Origin of the sequence: Micromonospora parastrephiae (assembly GCF_016802865.1) — a bacterium.
Taxonomy (GTDB): Bacteria; Actinomycetota; Actinomycetes; order Mycobacteriales; family Micromonosporaceae; genus Micromonospora; species Micromonospora parastrephiae.
Window position 1 is genome coordinate 1 of record NZ_JAEVHM010000157.1, and the last position, 13,292, is coordinate 13,292.

Genomic DNA, 13,292 nt, shown 5'->3' on the forward strand with positions numbered 1-13,292 from the left:
ACCGAGGCGCGGCCACTCCGGCCCGGCGTGGCCGGTCCCACCGAGGCCGACCCGGCGGCACCGCCGCGCGGCGGCACCGAGGCGGAACCACCCACCGACGCGCGTCCGCCGGCGGGCCGTGGTGTCACGGAGGCACGGCCCGGAGGCGCCGCGCCCTCCGTGGCCGACCAGCCGCTTCCGCCGGAGTCACCGCCGGTTCGGCGGTACGCGTCGTTCGCGCCCGGTCCGGGGTCACCGTTGGGGCCCGAATACTGGGCCCGCCCGCGCGCAGAACTGGGATCGCCGTACGAGTTCATTCCTCACACCCTGCCGGTCGCGGTGGGGCGCGACTGCGCCGCCACCGGGTTGCCGTGAGTTGCTTCACCCGGGACGCCGGCACGGGGGTGCCGGTCCACCAGGGTCATTGCTGTATCAATCGGGCTAATCAGACCAACGAGCGGTCGACCGTCCCGGGTCATGTCTGCGGCCCCGGGGCCGGTCGAACCAGCTGAGATCACCGTTGCGCCTCTCGCCTCCGCCGACCCGTGCCCTCGGCGCCCGCCGCGTCCTGCTCGCCGGCACTGTCGCCGTCGGCAGTGAGACCGTCCCGACCGAGCAGGTACTGCTCGACGAGATGGTTCCAGTCACAGCCGAGGCACACCTCCACCACGAAGACCTGAAACTCACGCAGCGTCATCGCCAGCACGGGCAACTCGGCCAGTGTCCGGGCCTGGCCGGCGGACTGCTTGAGCTCGTCACCGTAAATGTAGTGGACGAGCGTCAAATTCTCGCTGCGGCAGATGGGGCAGCGCCGGTCGGTCGGCTCACCGTGGAACCGAGCCGCGTTCTTCAGGTAGGGAGACGCGTCGCACACGTCGTACGTGCCGACCCGGCCGGCCAGGAGCTCACGCAGCACCGCTCGCTTCTGAAGCGAGTAGTCGACGACCTGGCGCTGCGTACGCATGCGGAGAAGGGTACGCGGTCCGGCCCGAGCAGGCGACCACGGTCACGATCCGTGACAGAACCATCTCGGAACGGGGGTTTGCCCTGACCCCCGCGAACCGCTAACGTGCGATGTATCGGTCCGATACATCGCGGCGGTTACCACTCCCGCCGGAGGGTAAAGAGAGGGTGGCCAGTGCTCGAATTCGCCATCCTCGGCCTCCTTCAGGAGTCTCCGATGCACGGCTACGAGCTGCGCAAGGAGTTGACCGCCAAACTCGGCGCGATCCGGGCGGCGATCAGCTACGGCTCGCTCTACCCGACCCTGCGCAGGTTGCAGGCGGCGGGTTGGATCACCGAAGCCGCCGAGACACCCGCCACCGCCGAGGAGGTTCCCGCGCTGACCAGCAGACGTGGTCGGGTGGTCTACAAAATCACCGCGGAGGGCAAGGAACGCTTCGCCCAGCTGATCGCACAGGCCGGGCCCGAGACGTACGACGACACGGGCTTCGGAGTGCACTTCGCGTTCTTCGCCCGGACCGACCAGGCGACCCGACTGCGCATCCTGGAGGGTCGCCGCCGCAAGATCGAGGAGCGTCGCGAAGGGCTTCGTGACGTGCTGGGCCGGGCGGCCGAGCGCCTCGACGCTTACACCCTGGAACTGCAGCGCCACGGCCTTGACGCCTGTGAGCGCGAGGTCCGCTGGCTGGAGGAGCTCATCGCCAACGAGCGCTCCGGCCGAGCCCCGACGGTCCCGCAACTGGGGACGGCCGGTGGCCGACGAGAAGACAACAGCCCGCCTCCGCCTGGAGAGACCAGGAAAGAGCGGCCGTGACAGAAAAGAAGGAGGCAGACGCTATGGGCTCCGTCCGCGTCGCCATCGTCGGTGTGGGTAACTGCGCCTCGTCCCTGGTTCAGGGCGTCGAGTACTACCGGAATGCCGACCCGAACGACCGCGTCCCGGGTCTCATGCACGTTGCCTTCGGCGACTACCACGTCTCCGCCGTGGAGTTCGTCGCGGCGTTCGACGTGGACGCCAAGAAGGTGGGCATGGACCTCGCGGAGGCGATCGTCGCCAGCGAGAACAACACCATCAAGCTCTGCGACGTGCCGCCGACCGGCGTGTCCGTGCAGCGCGGTCCGACCTTCGACGGTCTGGGCCAGTACTACCGCGAGATCGTCGAGGAGTCCGACGCCACCCCCGTCGACGTGGCGCAGGCGCTGCGTGACGCGCAGGTCGACGTCGTCGTCTGCTACCTCCCGGTCGGCTCCGAGCAGGCCGCCAAGTTCTACGCCCAGGCCGCGATCGACGCCGGCTGCGCGTTCGTCAACGCCCTGCCGGTCTTCATCGCCTCCGACCCGGAGTGGGCCCAGAAGTTCACCGACGCTGGCCTGCCGATCGTCGGTGACGACATCAAGAGCCAGGTCGGCGCCACCATCGTGCACCGCGCCCTCGCGAAGCTCTTCGAGGACCGCGGCGTCGAGCTGCTGCGCACGTACCAGCTCAACTTCGGCGGCAACATGGACTTCATGAACATGCTGGAGCGCAAGCGGCTGGTCTCGAAGAAGATCTCGAAGACCCAGTCGGTCACGTCGCAGATCCCGCACGAGATGAGCAAGAGCGACGTGCACATCGGCCCGTCGGACCACGTGCCGTGGCTGGACGACCGCAAGTGGGCGTACATCCGCCTGGAGGGTCGCTCGTTCGGTGACACCCCGCTCAACGCCGAGCTGAAGCTCGAGGTGTGGGACTCGCCGAACTCGGCCGGCGTCATCATCGACGCGGTCCGGGCCGCGAAGATCGCGCTGGACCGGAACATCGGCGGCCCGATCCTGTCGGCCTCGTCGTACTTCATGAAGTCCCCGCCGGTGCAGTACGCCGACCACGACGCCCACCAGGCCGTGGAGGAGTTCATCGCCGGTGAGGTCGAGCGCTGACCCGCTGAACACCGCGTACGGCCGAGGGCCGGGTCCGAAAGGACCCGGCCCTCGCCGCGTTCGGTGCCTCGCCGTGGGGTACGGCGACCGACCTACTTCCAGCTCGGCGACTGCTGCTTGGCAGCCGCGGCCCGCTTCGCCTTGCGCTGCTCGGGCGACTCGGCGCCACGCGCCGCCGCACCGGCGGAGAACGGCAGGATGCCGGGGTTGACGGCGCCGACGCCGATCACGAACGCCACCACGTCGATGATGATGTGGGTGGTCCGGGCGGCGTAGACGGAGATGACGTCGGTGTACTCGTCGTCGTAGCCGACGCCCGACATGAACGAGTTCGAGATCACCTGGTTGGGCAGGTAGTTGATCGTCGAGAAGTTCGCCGGGCGCGGGCTGCCGTACGGGAAGATCTGCACGAAGCCCGACGCGACCGCGGTCGTCACGGTGAGGTTGCCGAAGAGGGCGTCCGCGAAGTAGGAGAATTCGCTCAGGTCGATGTGGATGGTCTGGCCGTCCCGCAGACGCCCCGAGCTGTCCAGGGTGGTCGACGAGGCGTTGAGGATCGAGGCGCGCGACCCGGCGGAACGGGTGTCGACGAGCCGCTGCGGCACGATCGACACGATCTGGTTCGAGTTGCCGGTCGTGTGCACGTACTCCAGGTACTTGCCGCCGCCGAACTCGGACACCACCTGGATGTTGCCGTAGGTGTCCATACCGATCGAGCCGCCGAGCGAGTCGCCGTGCAGGACCTCGCCGCTCGGCGTCAGCCGCAGCGCCGGCCGGGCCAGCACCGTGCCATCCCCGGCGGTGGTGGTGTTCGTGTTCCCCAACTGCAGGGTGGCTCCGGCTGCGGTGCTGGTCAGCGACGTGCTGGTGGCACCGGCGGCGTTGTTGGCGCCCTGGACCACCGGGTCGCCGGGCGCGGCCTGAGCGGGCGCGGCGATGGCGGCGCCCACGACGGTGCTGCCAGCGACGCCGGCCGCGACGGTGCCGGCCCGGCGCAGCAGCCGGCGGCGGTTAACGGTCTTGTCCTCGTGCTCGGTCATCGGTCCCCCGCAAGGTTGGTGAAATGACGCCCGATCATGACGGTTACCGCAGGGTGTCCACATCGACCGATCGGTCGATTATCGAGAGATCTTCTGGAGAGAGTCGAACCGATCAGGACCATGCCTGGTGCAGGGCCACCCGGGCCTCCAACTCCAGCAGGTGCACCTTGCGCGGCAGGCCGCCCCCGAATCCGACCAGCCGACCACCGGCACCGACGATGCGGTGGCACGGCACGATGACCGGGATCGGGTTGCGGTTGCAGGCGACACCCACCGCCCGGGCCGCGCCCGGATCGCCGACCCGGCGCGCGACCTCGCCGTAGGTCAGCATTTCGCCGTACGGAATGAGGGTCATCTCCCGCCACACGGCCCGCTCGAAATCCGAACCACGCGGGATCGACACCGGGACGGTGAACCCGGTCAGCTCGCCGGCGAAGTACGCCCGCAGCTCGGCGACGGCCCGTCGGGACAGCGTGTCATCGGGCTCGTCGACGGCTGCCTCGACCCGACCGAAATGCGCGCCGCAGATGCTCGCGCCGTCGCTGGCCACGGAGAACTCGCCGATCGGTGAGTCGAGCACGGTCCAGCGCATCCACCCATTGTCCCCGACCTCGGCGACCCGGCCCACCCCGCCCGCAGGAGCCCGCTCGCCGTTGCGCCACGTCGATACCGTGCAGGTCGTGGCCACGGGGACGCTCATCTTTCTGATCATCGGCGGTGCGGGCGTCGCAGTGCTGGCGCTCGCCCTGCTCGGCACCGGGTTGCTCCACGTCGGGCACGTCGACGTGGACGGGCCGATCTCGGTCGAGACGGTCGCCGGCTTCGCCGGGGCGTTCGGGTTCGGCGGCGCCATCGTCAACGAACTGCTCGGCGCGCGTACACCGGCAATGATCGCGGGCGCGGCGGCCGGCGGCCTGCTCGCCGCCGTGCCCACCGGCTGGCTGGCCTCACGCTTCAGCCGCGCGGCCCGGAACATGCGCACCGACCCCACCCCCACCCGTGACGACCTGGTGGGCGCGCTCGGCCTGGTCGTCACGCCGGTGCCGGTCAACGGCTACGGCGAGGTCCGGGTACGCGTCGCCGGCCAACCGGTCAAGCTCAACGCCCGCGCCGACCAGCCGATCCCGATCGGCGCCCAGGTCTTCGTCGTGCAGGCGCTCAGCGAGACCAGCGTGCACGTCGAGACCTACTGACTCCTCTCACAGACGGGACTTCTCCATGCCCCTGCTGATCGCCATCGGCGGCGCGGTCCTCCTCGTACTCATCCTGGTGTTGTTCGTGCTCTCCCGGATCAAGGTGGCCGGGCCGAACGAGGCGTTCATCGTCACCGGCCGCAAGGGCCGCACCACGCAGACCGCCGACGGCGCCAGGTCGACCGACAACTCCGGGCAGAAGGTCGTGCTGGGCGCCTCGGTGTTCGTGCTGCCGGTGGTGCAGAAGCTCCAGTCGCTCGACCTGTCCAGCCGGCGCATCGACGTCGGCATCCGGGGTGCCGTGAGCAAGCAGGGCATCCGTGCCGACCTGCACGGCGTGGCGATCGTCAAGGTCGGCGGCACCGAGGACGCGATCCGGGCCGCCGCCCAGCGGTTCCTGCACCAGCAGGACGAGATCGACAACTTCACCCGGGAGGTGCTCGCCGGCGCGCTGCGGTCGATCGTCGGCCGGCTCACCGTCGAGGAGGTGATCCGGGACCGGGCGGCGTTCGCCAGCGCGGTCGCCGAGGAGGCCGAACACTCGATGACCAACCAGGGTCTCGTGCTGGACACCTTCCAGCTCCAGGACATCCTCGCCGAGGGCTCCTACCTCCAGGACCTGGGCCGGCCCGAGGCCGCCCGGGTGCTCAAGGACGCGGCGATCGCCGAGGCGCGGGCCCGGCAGCAGGCCGAGCAGGAGCGGCTGCTCGCCGAAGAGGCCATCGCCGAGGCGAACCGGAACCTCGCCCTCAAGCAGGCCGGCATCCAGGCCGAGATCGACGCGGCGAAGGCGAAGTCCGCCGCGGCCGGGCCGCTCGCCCAGGCTGAGCGGGACCAGGCGATCCTCTCCGAGCAGCAGAAGGTCGCCGAGCGCAACGCGGAACTCAAGCAGCGTCAGCTGGACACCGAGGTACGCAAGCCGGCCGACGCCGCCCGGTACAAGGTGGAGCAGGAAGCCGAGGCGGCTCGCAACGCTGCGGTGCTGAACGCCGACGCGCAGCGCCAGGCCGTCATCGCCGCCGCGCAGGCCGCCGCCGAGCAGGCCCACCTCACCGGTGAGGGTGAGCGGGCCCGGCGGGCCGCGCTCGCCGAGGCGAACGCCATCGAGGGCGCCAAGGAGGGTGAAGCGGAGCAGCGGCGGCGCTCCGCGATCGCCGAGGCAATCGAGCGGGAGGGCACGGCCGAGGCCGCGGCCATCCTGGCGAAGGGTGAGGCCGAGGCGGACGCGATGGCGCGCAAGGCCGAGGCGTTCGCCGCGTACGGGGAGGCGGCCGTGCTGGACCTGCTGGTCAAGGTGCTACCGCAGGTGGTCGAGGCGGCCAGCGCCCCGATCGGGGCGATCGACAAGATGACCGTCATCTCCACCGACGGCGCGTCGTCACTGACGAAGTCGGTGGCCGGCAACGTGGCGCAGGGTCTGCAACTCGGCAGCGACCTGACCGGCATCGACCTGCCCGGTCTGCTCGCCCGGCTCGGCTCGGCGTCCAGCACGGGCGGCAACGGCGCACCGGCCGGCAAGGGCACCACGGCCGTGGACGGGACCGCCGTCGAGACCCGCTGACGACGTACGCCGACGCGCGCCGCTCCCGGTTCGGGGGCGGCGCGCGTCAGATCCACTCGGGTTCCTGGAAATCGGGGTGTCCTGGCGACCGGGACACCCCGATTTCCGTGAAACCGAGCCGATCAAGGCCGGGCGGCGGCGCGACAGGCTAGCTGATCAAGCCCTCGGCGCGCGCCCAGCGCAGCAACTCCGCCTCGGCGGCGTCGCGGTCCAGCGGACCCTGCTCCAGGCGCTGCTCCTTGAGGTGCTTCCACGCCCGCCCGACGACCGGCCCCGGCGGTACGCCGAGCAGCTCCATGATCGCGTTGCCGTCGAGGTCGGGCCGGACCCGCGCGAGGTCCTCCTCGGCCGCGATCCGGGCGATCCGATCCTCCAGCGCGTCGTAGTCGGCGGCCAACTGGGCCGCCTTACGCCGGTTGCGGGTGGTGCAGTCCGAACGGGTCAGCTTGTGCAGTCGGGGCAGCAGGTCACCGGCGTCCGCGACGTACCGGCGCACCGCCGAGTCGGTCCACTCGCCCCGCCCGTACCCGTAGAAACGCAGGTGCAGCGCGACCAGCGCGGTCACCTTCGCGGTGATCTCCTTGGGGTAGCGCATCGCCTTCATCCGGGCCTTGGTCAGCCGCGCGCCCACCACCTCGTGGTGGTGGAAGCTGACCCGGCCGTCGGACCCGACCGCCTTGGTCGCCGGCTTGCCCACGTCGTGCATGAGGGCGGCCATCCGCAGGATGAAGTCGCAGCCCTCCTCCTCGAAGGAGACCGCGTTCTCGACGACCGTCAGCGTGTGCTCGTAGACGTCCTTGTGCTGGGCGTGCTCGTCGATCTCCAGCTTCAGCCCGGTCAGCTCGGGCAGGAACCGCTCGGCCAGGCCCGTGTCGACCAGCAGCCGCAACCCGGTGATCGGGTCCGCGCCGCAGAGCAGCTTGGTGAACTCGTCGCGGATCCGCTCGGCGGTGATGCGGTCCAGGTCGGCCGACATCTCGCCCATCGCCCGGTGCGCGTCGGGATGGACGGCGAAACCCAGCTGGGCGGCGAACCGGGCCGCCCGCAGCATCCGCAGCGGATCGTCGCCGAACGACTCGCGGGGGGTGCTGGGCGTACGGATCACCTTGGCGGAGATGTCGTCCAACCCGCCGTGCGGGTCGGTGAACCGGTGCTCCGGCAGGCTCACCGCCATCGCGTTGACGGTGAAGTCGCGCCGCTTCAGGTCCTCCTCCAGGCTGGTGCCGTACACCACGACGGGGTTGCGGCTGACCTGGTCGTACGACTCGGCGCGGAAGGTGGTGATCTCCAGCCGCAGGCCGGCGCGCTGAGCGCCGATGGTGCCGAACTCCCGGCCGGTCTCCCAGATCGACTCGGCCCAGCCCTTGATGATCCGCAGCGTCTCGTCGGGGTGCGCGTCGGTGCAGAAGTCGAGGTCGTCGCCGAGCCGGCCGAGCAGCGCGTCCCGGACCGAACCGCCCACCAGGTGCAACTCGTGGCCGGCGCGCACGAACCGGCGGCCCAACTCGTCGGCGACCGGGGAGACCCGGAGCAGTTCGGCGACGGCGTTGCGCTGCGCGGCGGTGAGTTCGCGGCGGTCGGCGGCGTGGGGAGCGGAGACTTCGGACATGGGATCGCCAGCCTATCGGGCCGGGGTGTGATCCGATCCGCCGGGCGCGGGTAACGAGTACGGGTTGACTATGGTCTGTGACGTGCGGGTCGGTGCCCGGCTCGACGTACCCCTGGGAGGCTGGAGATGAGCGGCGGGCTCTACCGCAGCGCGAACGCCGCGCAGGACGGCGGTGCGGGAGCCGGCCTACGGCCGGGGGACGGCGCGACGTTCATCTCCGCCGAGCCGCTGAACCAGCCGGCCATGGAGTCGACCGCCCCGCCGCAGGAGCAGGTGGGCGAGGCGAGCGCGGCGGCCAACAGCGCGGTGATGGCGATCGGCAGCCTGGTCAGCCGGGGCACGGGCTTCCTGCGCACGCTGGCGCTGACCGCCGCGCTGGGTGGCGCGCTGGTCGGTGACGCGTACACCACCGCGCAGATCCTGCCCGGGATGGTCTACGAGTTCCTGCTCGGCGGAATCCTCACCAGCGTGCTGATCCCGGTGCTGGTCCGCCGGCGCAGGGCCGACGCCGACGGCGGCCAGGCGTACGCCCAGCGGTTGCTGACTCTCGCGGTGCTGACCCTCGCCGCGGCGGCGGTGGTGGCGGCGGCGTCCGCGTCGCTCCTGACCAAGCTCTACGCCAGCGACAACACCGGGGACCAGTACCAGGAACTCGTCACGGCACTGTCCTACCTGATGTTGCCGATGATCTTCTTCACCGGCCTCAGCGCGCTGATCAGTGCCGTGCTCAACACCCGGGGGCACTTCGCCGCCCCGATGTGGGCGCCGATTCTCAACAACATCGTGGTGATCGCCACCGCGGGCCTGTACATCGCGATCTTCGGCGCTGAGATCATCCGCCCGGAGCAGATGACCAGCGGCCGGATCCTGTTGATCGGCGGCGGCACCCTGCTCGGCGTCGCGATCCAGGCCGCCGGCCTGCTGCCCGCGTTGCGCAAGGTCGGCTTCCGCTGGCGGCTCCGGTTCGACTTCCGCGCCCTCGGCCTGCGCGAACTCGGCCGCCTCGGCGGCTGGATGTTCTGCTACGTCGCGGTCAGCCAGGTCGGTCTGATCGTGCTGTTCAACCTGCTGAACCGGGCGGGCAAGGACAACGCAGCCGGCCCGCTGATCTACAACAACGTGTTCCTGCTGCTTTACATGGCGCACGGCATCATCGCCGTCTCGATCATCACGGCGCTGATGCCCCGGATGAGCGCCGCCGCGGCCGACGGCCGGTACTCCGACGTCGCCGCAGACCTGTCCCGGGGCACCCGCACCGTCTCGGCGGTCCTCGCCCCGATCGCGGTCTGCTACGCGGTGCTGGCCACCCCGCTGGCCGTGACGCTGTTCCGCTACGGCGCGTTCACCGACGAGAACGCCTCCGACACCTCGCTGGTGCTGCTGCTGGCGGCGCTGGCGCTCGTGCCGTTCGCCATCAGCCAGCTCTTCACCTTCGCCTTCTACGCCCTGCCGGACACCCGCACCCCGGCGCTGATCAACATCCCGGTGGTGGCGCTGCGGATCGGCGTACAGGTGGTGCTCTACGTCGCCTTCGCCGCCCACTTCGCGGCGGCCGGGATGATGATCGGCAACGCCGTGTCCTACCTGGCCGCGGCATTCGCCTCCGCATGGCTGCTGCGACCCCGGGTCGGTCGGATCGGGATGGGCGCCATTCTGCGCACCCTCGGTCGGGTGGCGGTCGCCGCGTTGGGCGCCGCCCTGGTCGGCCTGCTCGTGGTGAACCTGCTGCCCGGCGGCGACACGCCGAGCTGGATGCAGGCCGTGATCCAGCTCGTGATCGGTGGCGCGGTGATCGGCGGGACGTACCTGGGTCTCGCCACGCTGCTGCGGATCGGTGAGATCACCGAGGTGCTCGGCATGGTCCGCCGCCGACTCGGTCGTTGAGCGGCACGAACGACCAGCCACACGGAACGTGACGGCGGATCACCAGCCTGGGGACACGCCTGTGGATAACTCCGCGATTCGCCGGTCAGCAACCGGATCGGCCTGTGGATAACCAGCCGTACGGATGAGCGTGGTCGCCCGATCGGGGGGAACATGCCGGATGGCGAGGGTGCCACCCGGGGCCGGCCCGACGTCGGTCACTTGCGGTGAAGCCGTAGATTGGCTAGTACATGTGCCAGCAACGTGGCTGAGAACGGTCGTAACCGGACGACTTCCCCGACTCCCGGCACCCCGCCGGGTACGGCGGGAAGATGACATGTCGGAGAGACGGGCAACCCGGGTAAGGTCGCTCTCGACGGGTACGGCAGGCGCCGACGCTGGGCGTCGACACCGGTCGGCCGGTTCCTTCGACGGCAGAGCGGGAAGCCACATGCCCAGCAGTTCGGGTCCATCGATCGACACGATCACCGAGGGAGGACGGGTGACCCAGGTCGGCGAGGGTCAGGAGGCGGACGAGAGCGCTCCGCCGGTCATGACCTTCGGTGCTCCCACGGCCGGTGAAATCCTCGCCGAGCGTTACGAGCTGGTCGAGCACATCAACAACGACAGCGCGGGTCGGCTGGTCTGGCGCGGAGTGGACGTCATCCTCCGCCGTCCGGTCGCGGTCGTGCTGCGCTATCCGGGTGGTGACTCCGCCACCGAGATGCTTCAGGCCGCCGTCGCGGCCAGCCGCGTCATCCACCCCAACCTGGTCGGCGTCTACGACGCGATCGACGAGGCCGAGCGGGCGTACGTGGTCCGCGAGTGGGTGGACGGGCAGTCCCTGCGCGACCTCGCCACCGAGGGCCCCCTGGACCCGGCGCGAGCCACCGCCATCGGCAACGCCGTCGCGAGCGCCCTCGCGGCGGTGCACGCCACCGGAATGGTCCACGGCAACGTCCACCCCGGCACCGTCATGATCAGCGATGAGGGCCGTGTGGTGCTGGCCGACGCGCGCACCGACGGCGCCGACAGCCAGGAGAACGACATCCGGGCGGTCGGCGGAATCCTCTACTTCGCCCTGACCGGCCACTGGCCGCACGCCGAGGCACCACTGCGCGGCGCCACCGCCGGCCACGGCCGGGCTGCCATCCCTGATGGTGTCCGGGACGCCGGCGGCGCCATCGCGGCACCCCGCCAGGTTCGGGCCGGTGTGCCCGCGTACCTCGACGACCTGACCATGGATCTGCTCGACGCCGAGATCGCCCCGCCCTCGTCGGACGTGCTCGCGGCCGAGTTGGCCCGTCTGGACGTGCCGGCCGAGGAGGAGCACTACCTCGACAACAGCGGCCCGCTGCGGTTCGCGGCCGACACCGAGGAGGAGCCGTCGCCGCTGGCCGCGGCCGGCGGCCGCAAGGTCGCCGTGGGCATCGCCGGCCTGCTGGCGGTCGCCCTGGTGGGTCTGCTGATCGGGATCAGCGCGCTCGGCGGCGACGACAAGGACCAGCAGGCCAACCCGGTCGCCGCTCCCACCTCCAGTGCCCCGGCCGGCGACGCCACCCCGGCCGCCGCGACGGTGCGCAAGCTGACCGTGAAGGACGTCCGGATCATCGACCCGGACAGCAGCAACCGCAGCGAGCTCGACGGCGCCGACAAGGTCATCGACGGTGACGAGGACAAGGGCTGGGAGACGGAGACGTACCAGGGCCGGCCCAACTTCGGCAACCTGAAGAAGGGCATGGGGGTCTGGATCGACCTCGGTGAGCCGCACACCGTCAAGTCGGTCCAGGCGGTGCTCTCGGCCACCGGCGCGTCCGCCCAGCTCCTCGCCGGCACGACCAACCCGCCGTCCAGCTCCAACGGTGACAAGCAGCTGGTCGCGAACTACAAGACCGCCATCGGCCAGCCGTTCGAGGACCACGATGGCACCACCATGACGTTCAACGGCTTCGACGCCGACACGAAGTACCGGTACCTGCTGTTCTGGATCACCGAGCTGGCCCCGGCCGAGGGTGGGTTCAAGCTGGGGGTGCAGGAGATTACGGTCCAGGGGTCGTGAGCCGGGCACCACGACCCGGGCACCGCATCCGCTGGACGCGGTGATGGACGGGCGCGACGCCGCAACCGACCTGGAGCTGCTGCGCGCCCACGTCGCCGGAGACGGGGACGCCTTCGCCGAACTGTTCCGCCGGCACCGCGACCGGTTGTGGGCGGTGGCCCTGCGGACGCTCGGCGACCGCGAGGAGGCGGCGGACGCCCTCCAGGACGCGCTGCTGTCCGCGCACCGGGCGGCCGGCCGGTTCCGCGGTGACTCCGCGGTCACCACCTGGTTGCACCGGATCGTGGTCAACGCCTGCCTGGACCGGATCCGACGCCGCCAGGCCCACCCCACCGTTCCACTGCCGGACGGCGATCGGGCCGGGGACGGCTCCGGCACCAGGGGCGTGGAGCCGGCCGCACCGGTGCAGGACCACGACACGGCCCTGGTGGTCCGCCAGGCACTCGCCACGCTGCCCGTCGAACAACGCGCCGCCCTGGTGCTGGTGGACGTGCAGGGGTACCCCGTCGCCGAGGTGGCCCGCATCCTCGGCGTCGCGGAGGGCACGGTGAAGAGCCGCTGCGCCCGGGGCCGCGCCCGGCTTGCGGTGGTGCTCGGGCATCTCCGCCCGGCCCGAGCGGTGCCGACCGGTCCGACCGCGGACGTGCCCGCCGTCACCCCGGGGAACCCACGCCCGGTGGAGGGCGTCGGATCGGGGCCGGGTCGTTACCGGCGCGACGCCAATCAGGAGGACACGTGACCACCGAGGGGTTCAGGGAGGTCGACGACGACCTGCTCGCTGACTACCTCGGCGGGGCGCTGGACGGAACGCCGCAGCAGGCGGAGGTCGCCCGGCTGGTGGACGAGGACCCGGCGTGGGCCGAGGCGCGGGCACGACTGGGCGCCGCGCTGACGCAGGTCCACGCCGACCTGGCCGACTGGGCCGACCCGCCCCCGATGCCGCCGGAGGTCGTCGACCGACTCTTCGCCGCACTGGCCGCCGCGGGCAGGCCGCCGGCCGGCGAGGACACCGCCACCACCCCGGATGGTGACACCGCCAGCCCGGCTGTCGTGCCGGCCCAGGGTGGGCCGGTCGCCGGCCCAGCGGCCGGCCGAGCCGGGTCGCGCC

At 71.1% G+C, this 13,292-nt stretch carries 11 protein-coding genes and 2 pseudogenes; 9 read left to right on the forward strand and 4 right to left on the reverse strand.

The window, feature by feature from the left end; all coding sequences use genetic code 11:
• Positions 1 to 354, forward strand: a pseudogene (locus tag JNW91_RS34055) (hypothetical protein); the annotation flags it as partial.
• Positions 355 to 493: 139 nt separating this feature from the next.
• Here the strand turns inward: JNW91_RS34055 and JNW91_RS24045 are convergent.
• Entirely contained in the window at positions 494 to 943 is a 450-nt protein-coding gene (locus JNW91_RS24045) for a DUF5318 domain-containing protein (protein WP_203177694.1), read from the reverse strand.
• A 174-nt stretch (positions 944 to 1,117) separates the two neighbouring features.
• Here JNW91_RS24045 and JNW91_RS24050 point away from each other — a divergent pair, with 174 nt between their 5' ends.
• Both JNW91_RS24050 and JNW91_RS24055 read left to right on the forward strand, forming a co-directional pair.
• Positions 1,118 to 1,756 carry a PadR family transcriptional regulator gene (locus tag JNW91_RS24050; RefSeq protein ID WP_203177695.1) on the forward strand — a complete coding sequence of 213 codons (639 nt, stop codon included), beginning with the start codon at positions 1,118 to 1,120 and terminating at the stop codon, positions 1,754 to 1,756.
• A gap of 23 nt (positions 1,757 to 1,779) precedes the next feature.
• The gene (locus JNW91_RS24055; protein WP_203177696.1) at positions 1,780 to 2,859 is read left to right on the forward strand and encodes an inositol-3-phosphate synthase; all 1,080 of its coding nucleotides are present in this window, start codon (positions 1,780 to 1,782) and stop codon (positions 2,857 to 2,859) included.
• Between the two features lie 92 nt (positions 2,860 to 2,951).
• Here the strand turns inward: JNW91_RS24055 and JNW91_RS24060 are convergent, their stop codons facing one another.
• Together JNW91_RS24060 and JNW91_RS24065 are read right to left on the reverse strand one after the other, a co-directional pair.
• Positions 2,952 to 3,899 carry a hypothetical protein gene (locus JNW91_RS24060; protein WP_203177697.1) on the reverse strand — a complete coding sequence of 316 codons (948 nt, stop codon included), beginning with the start codon at positions 3,897 to 3,899 and terminating at the stop codon, positions 2,952 to 2,954.
• Positions 3,900 to 4,011: 112 nt separating this feature from the next.
• Positions 4,012 to 4,491 carry a methylated-DNA--[protein]-cysteine S-methyltransferase gene (locus JNW91_RS24065; RefSeq protein ID WP_203177698.1) on the reverse strand — a complete coding sequence of 160 codons (480 nt, stop codon included), beginning with the start codon at positions 4,489 to 4,491 and terminating at the stop codon, positions 4,012 to 4,014.
• 79 nt (positions 4,492 to 4,570) lie between these two features.
• Here JNW91_RS24065 and JNW91_RS24070 point away from each other — a divergent pair, with 79 nt between their 5' ends.
• Both JNW91_RS24070 and JNW91_RS24075 read left to right on the forward strand, forming a co-directional pair.
• The gene (locus JNW91_RS24070) at positions 4,571 to 5,092 is read left to right on the forward strand and encodes an NfeD family protein (protein ID WP_309244475.1); all 522 of its coding nucleotides are present in this window, start codon (positions 4,571 to 4,573) and stop codon (positions 5,090 to 5,092) included.
• Between the two features lie 25 nt (positions 5,093 to 5,117).
• Positions 5,118 to 6,653 carry a flotillin family protein gene (locus tag JNW91_RS24075; protein WP_203177700.1) on the forward strand — a complete coding sequence of 512 codons (1,536 nt, stop codon included), beginning with the start codon at positions 5,118 to 5,120 and terminating at the stop codon, positions 6,651 to 6,653.
• Between the two features lie 148 nt (positions 6,654 to 6,801).
• Here the strand turns inward: JNW91_RS24075 and JNW91_RS24080 are convergent, their stop codons facing one another.
• A complete protein-coding gene (locus JNW91_RS24080; RefSeq protein WP_203177701.1) occupies positions 6,802 to 8,262 on the reverse strand; it encodes a CCA tRNA nucleotidyltransferase in 1,461 nt (486 codons plus the stop codon).
• 126 nt (positions 8,263 to 8,388) lie between these two features.
• Here JNW91_RS24080 and murJ point away from each other — a divergent pair, with 126 nt between their 5' ends.
• From murJ to JNW91_RS24100, 4 genes and pseudogenes are all read left to right on the forward strand, one after another.
• Positions 8,389 to 10,146, forward strand: a complete 1,758-nt coding sequence (murJ, locus tag JNW91_RS24085; protein WP_203177702.1) for a murein biosynthesis integral membrane protein MurJ — start codon at positions 8,389 to 8,391, stop codon at positions 10,144 to 10,146.
• A 430-nt stretch (positions 10,147 to 10,576) separates the two neighbouring features.
• Positions 10,577 to 12,184 (forward strand): protein kinase family protein, encoded by a 1,608-nt coding sequence (locus tag JNW91_RS24090; protein WP_203177703.1) that lies wholly within the window; start codon positions 10,577 to 10,579, stop codon positions 12,182 to 12,184.
• 43 nt (positions 12,185 to 12,227) lie between these two features.
• Positions 12,228 to 12,923, forward strand: coding sequence for an RNA polymerase sigma factor SigM (gene sigM, locus JNW91_RS24095; protein ID WP_203177704.1), 696 nt, complete (start codon positions 12,228 to 12,230; stop codon positions 12,921 to 12,923).
• Positions 12,920 to 13,292 (forward strand): annotated as a pseudogene (locus JNW91_RS24100) (hypothetical protein); the annotation flags it as partial. The gene sigM and the pseudogene JNW91_RS24100, both read left to right, overlap by 4 nt.

Excerpts from the sequence above, each read along its gene's own strand:
- JNW91_RS24055 (WP_203177696.1), top strand. The coding sequence starts at position 1,780 with ATGGGCTCCGTCCGCGTCGCCATCGTCGGTGTGGGTAACTGCGCCTCG.
- JNW91_RS24060 (WP_203177697.1), bottom strand. The coding sequence starts at position 3,899 with ATGACCGAGCACGAGGACAAGACCGTTAACCGCCGCCGGCTGCTGCGC.
- JNW91_RS24065 (WP_203177698.1), bottom strand. The coding sequence starts at position 4,491 with ATGCGCTGGACCGTGCTCGACTCACCGATCGGCGAGTTCTCCGTGGCC.
- JNW91_RS24080 (WP_203177701.1), bottom strand. The coding sequence starts at position 8,262 with ATGTCCGAAGTCTCCGCTCCCCACGCCGCCGACCGCCGCGAACTCACC.
- JNW91_RS24045 (WP_203177694.1), bottom strand. The coding sequence starts at position 943 with ATGCGTACGCAGCGCCAGGTCGTCGACTACTCGCTTCAGAAGCGAGCG.
- sigM (WP_203177704.1), top strand. The coding sequence starts at position 12,228 with ATGGACGGGCGCGACGCCGCAACCGACCTGGAGCTGCTGCGCGCCCAC.
- JNW91_RS24075 (WP_203177700.1), top strand. The coding sequence starts at position 5,118 with ATGCCCCTGCTGATCGCCATCGGCGGCGCGGTCCTCCTCGTACTCATC.
- murJ (WP_203177702.1), top strand. The coding sequence starts at position 8,389 with ATGAGCGGCGGGCTCTACCGCAGCGCGAACGCCGCGCAGGACGGCGGT.
- JNW91_RS24090 (WP_203177703.1), top strand. The coding sequence starts at position 10,577 with ATGCCCAGCAGTTCGGGTCCATCGATCGACACGATCACCGAGGGAGGA.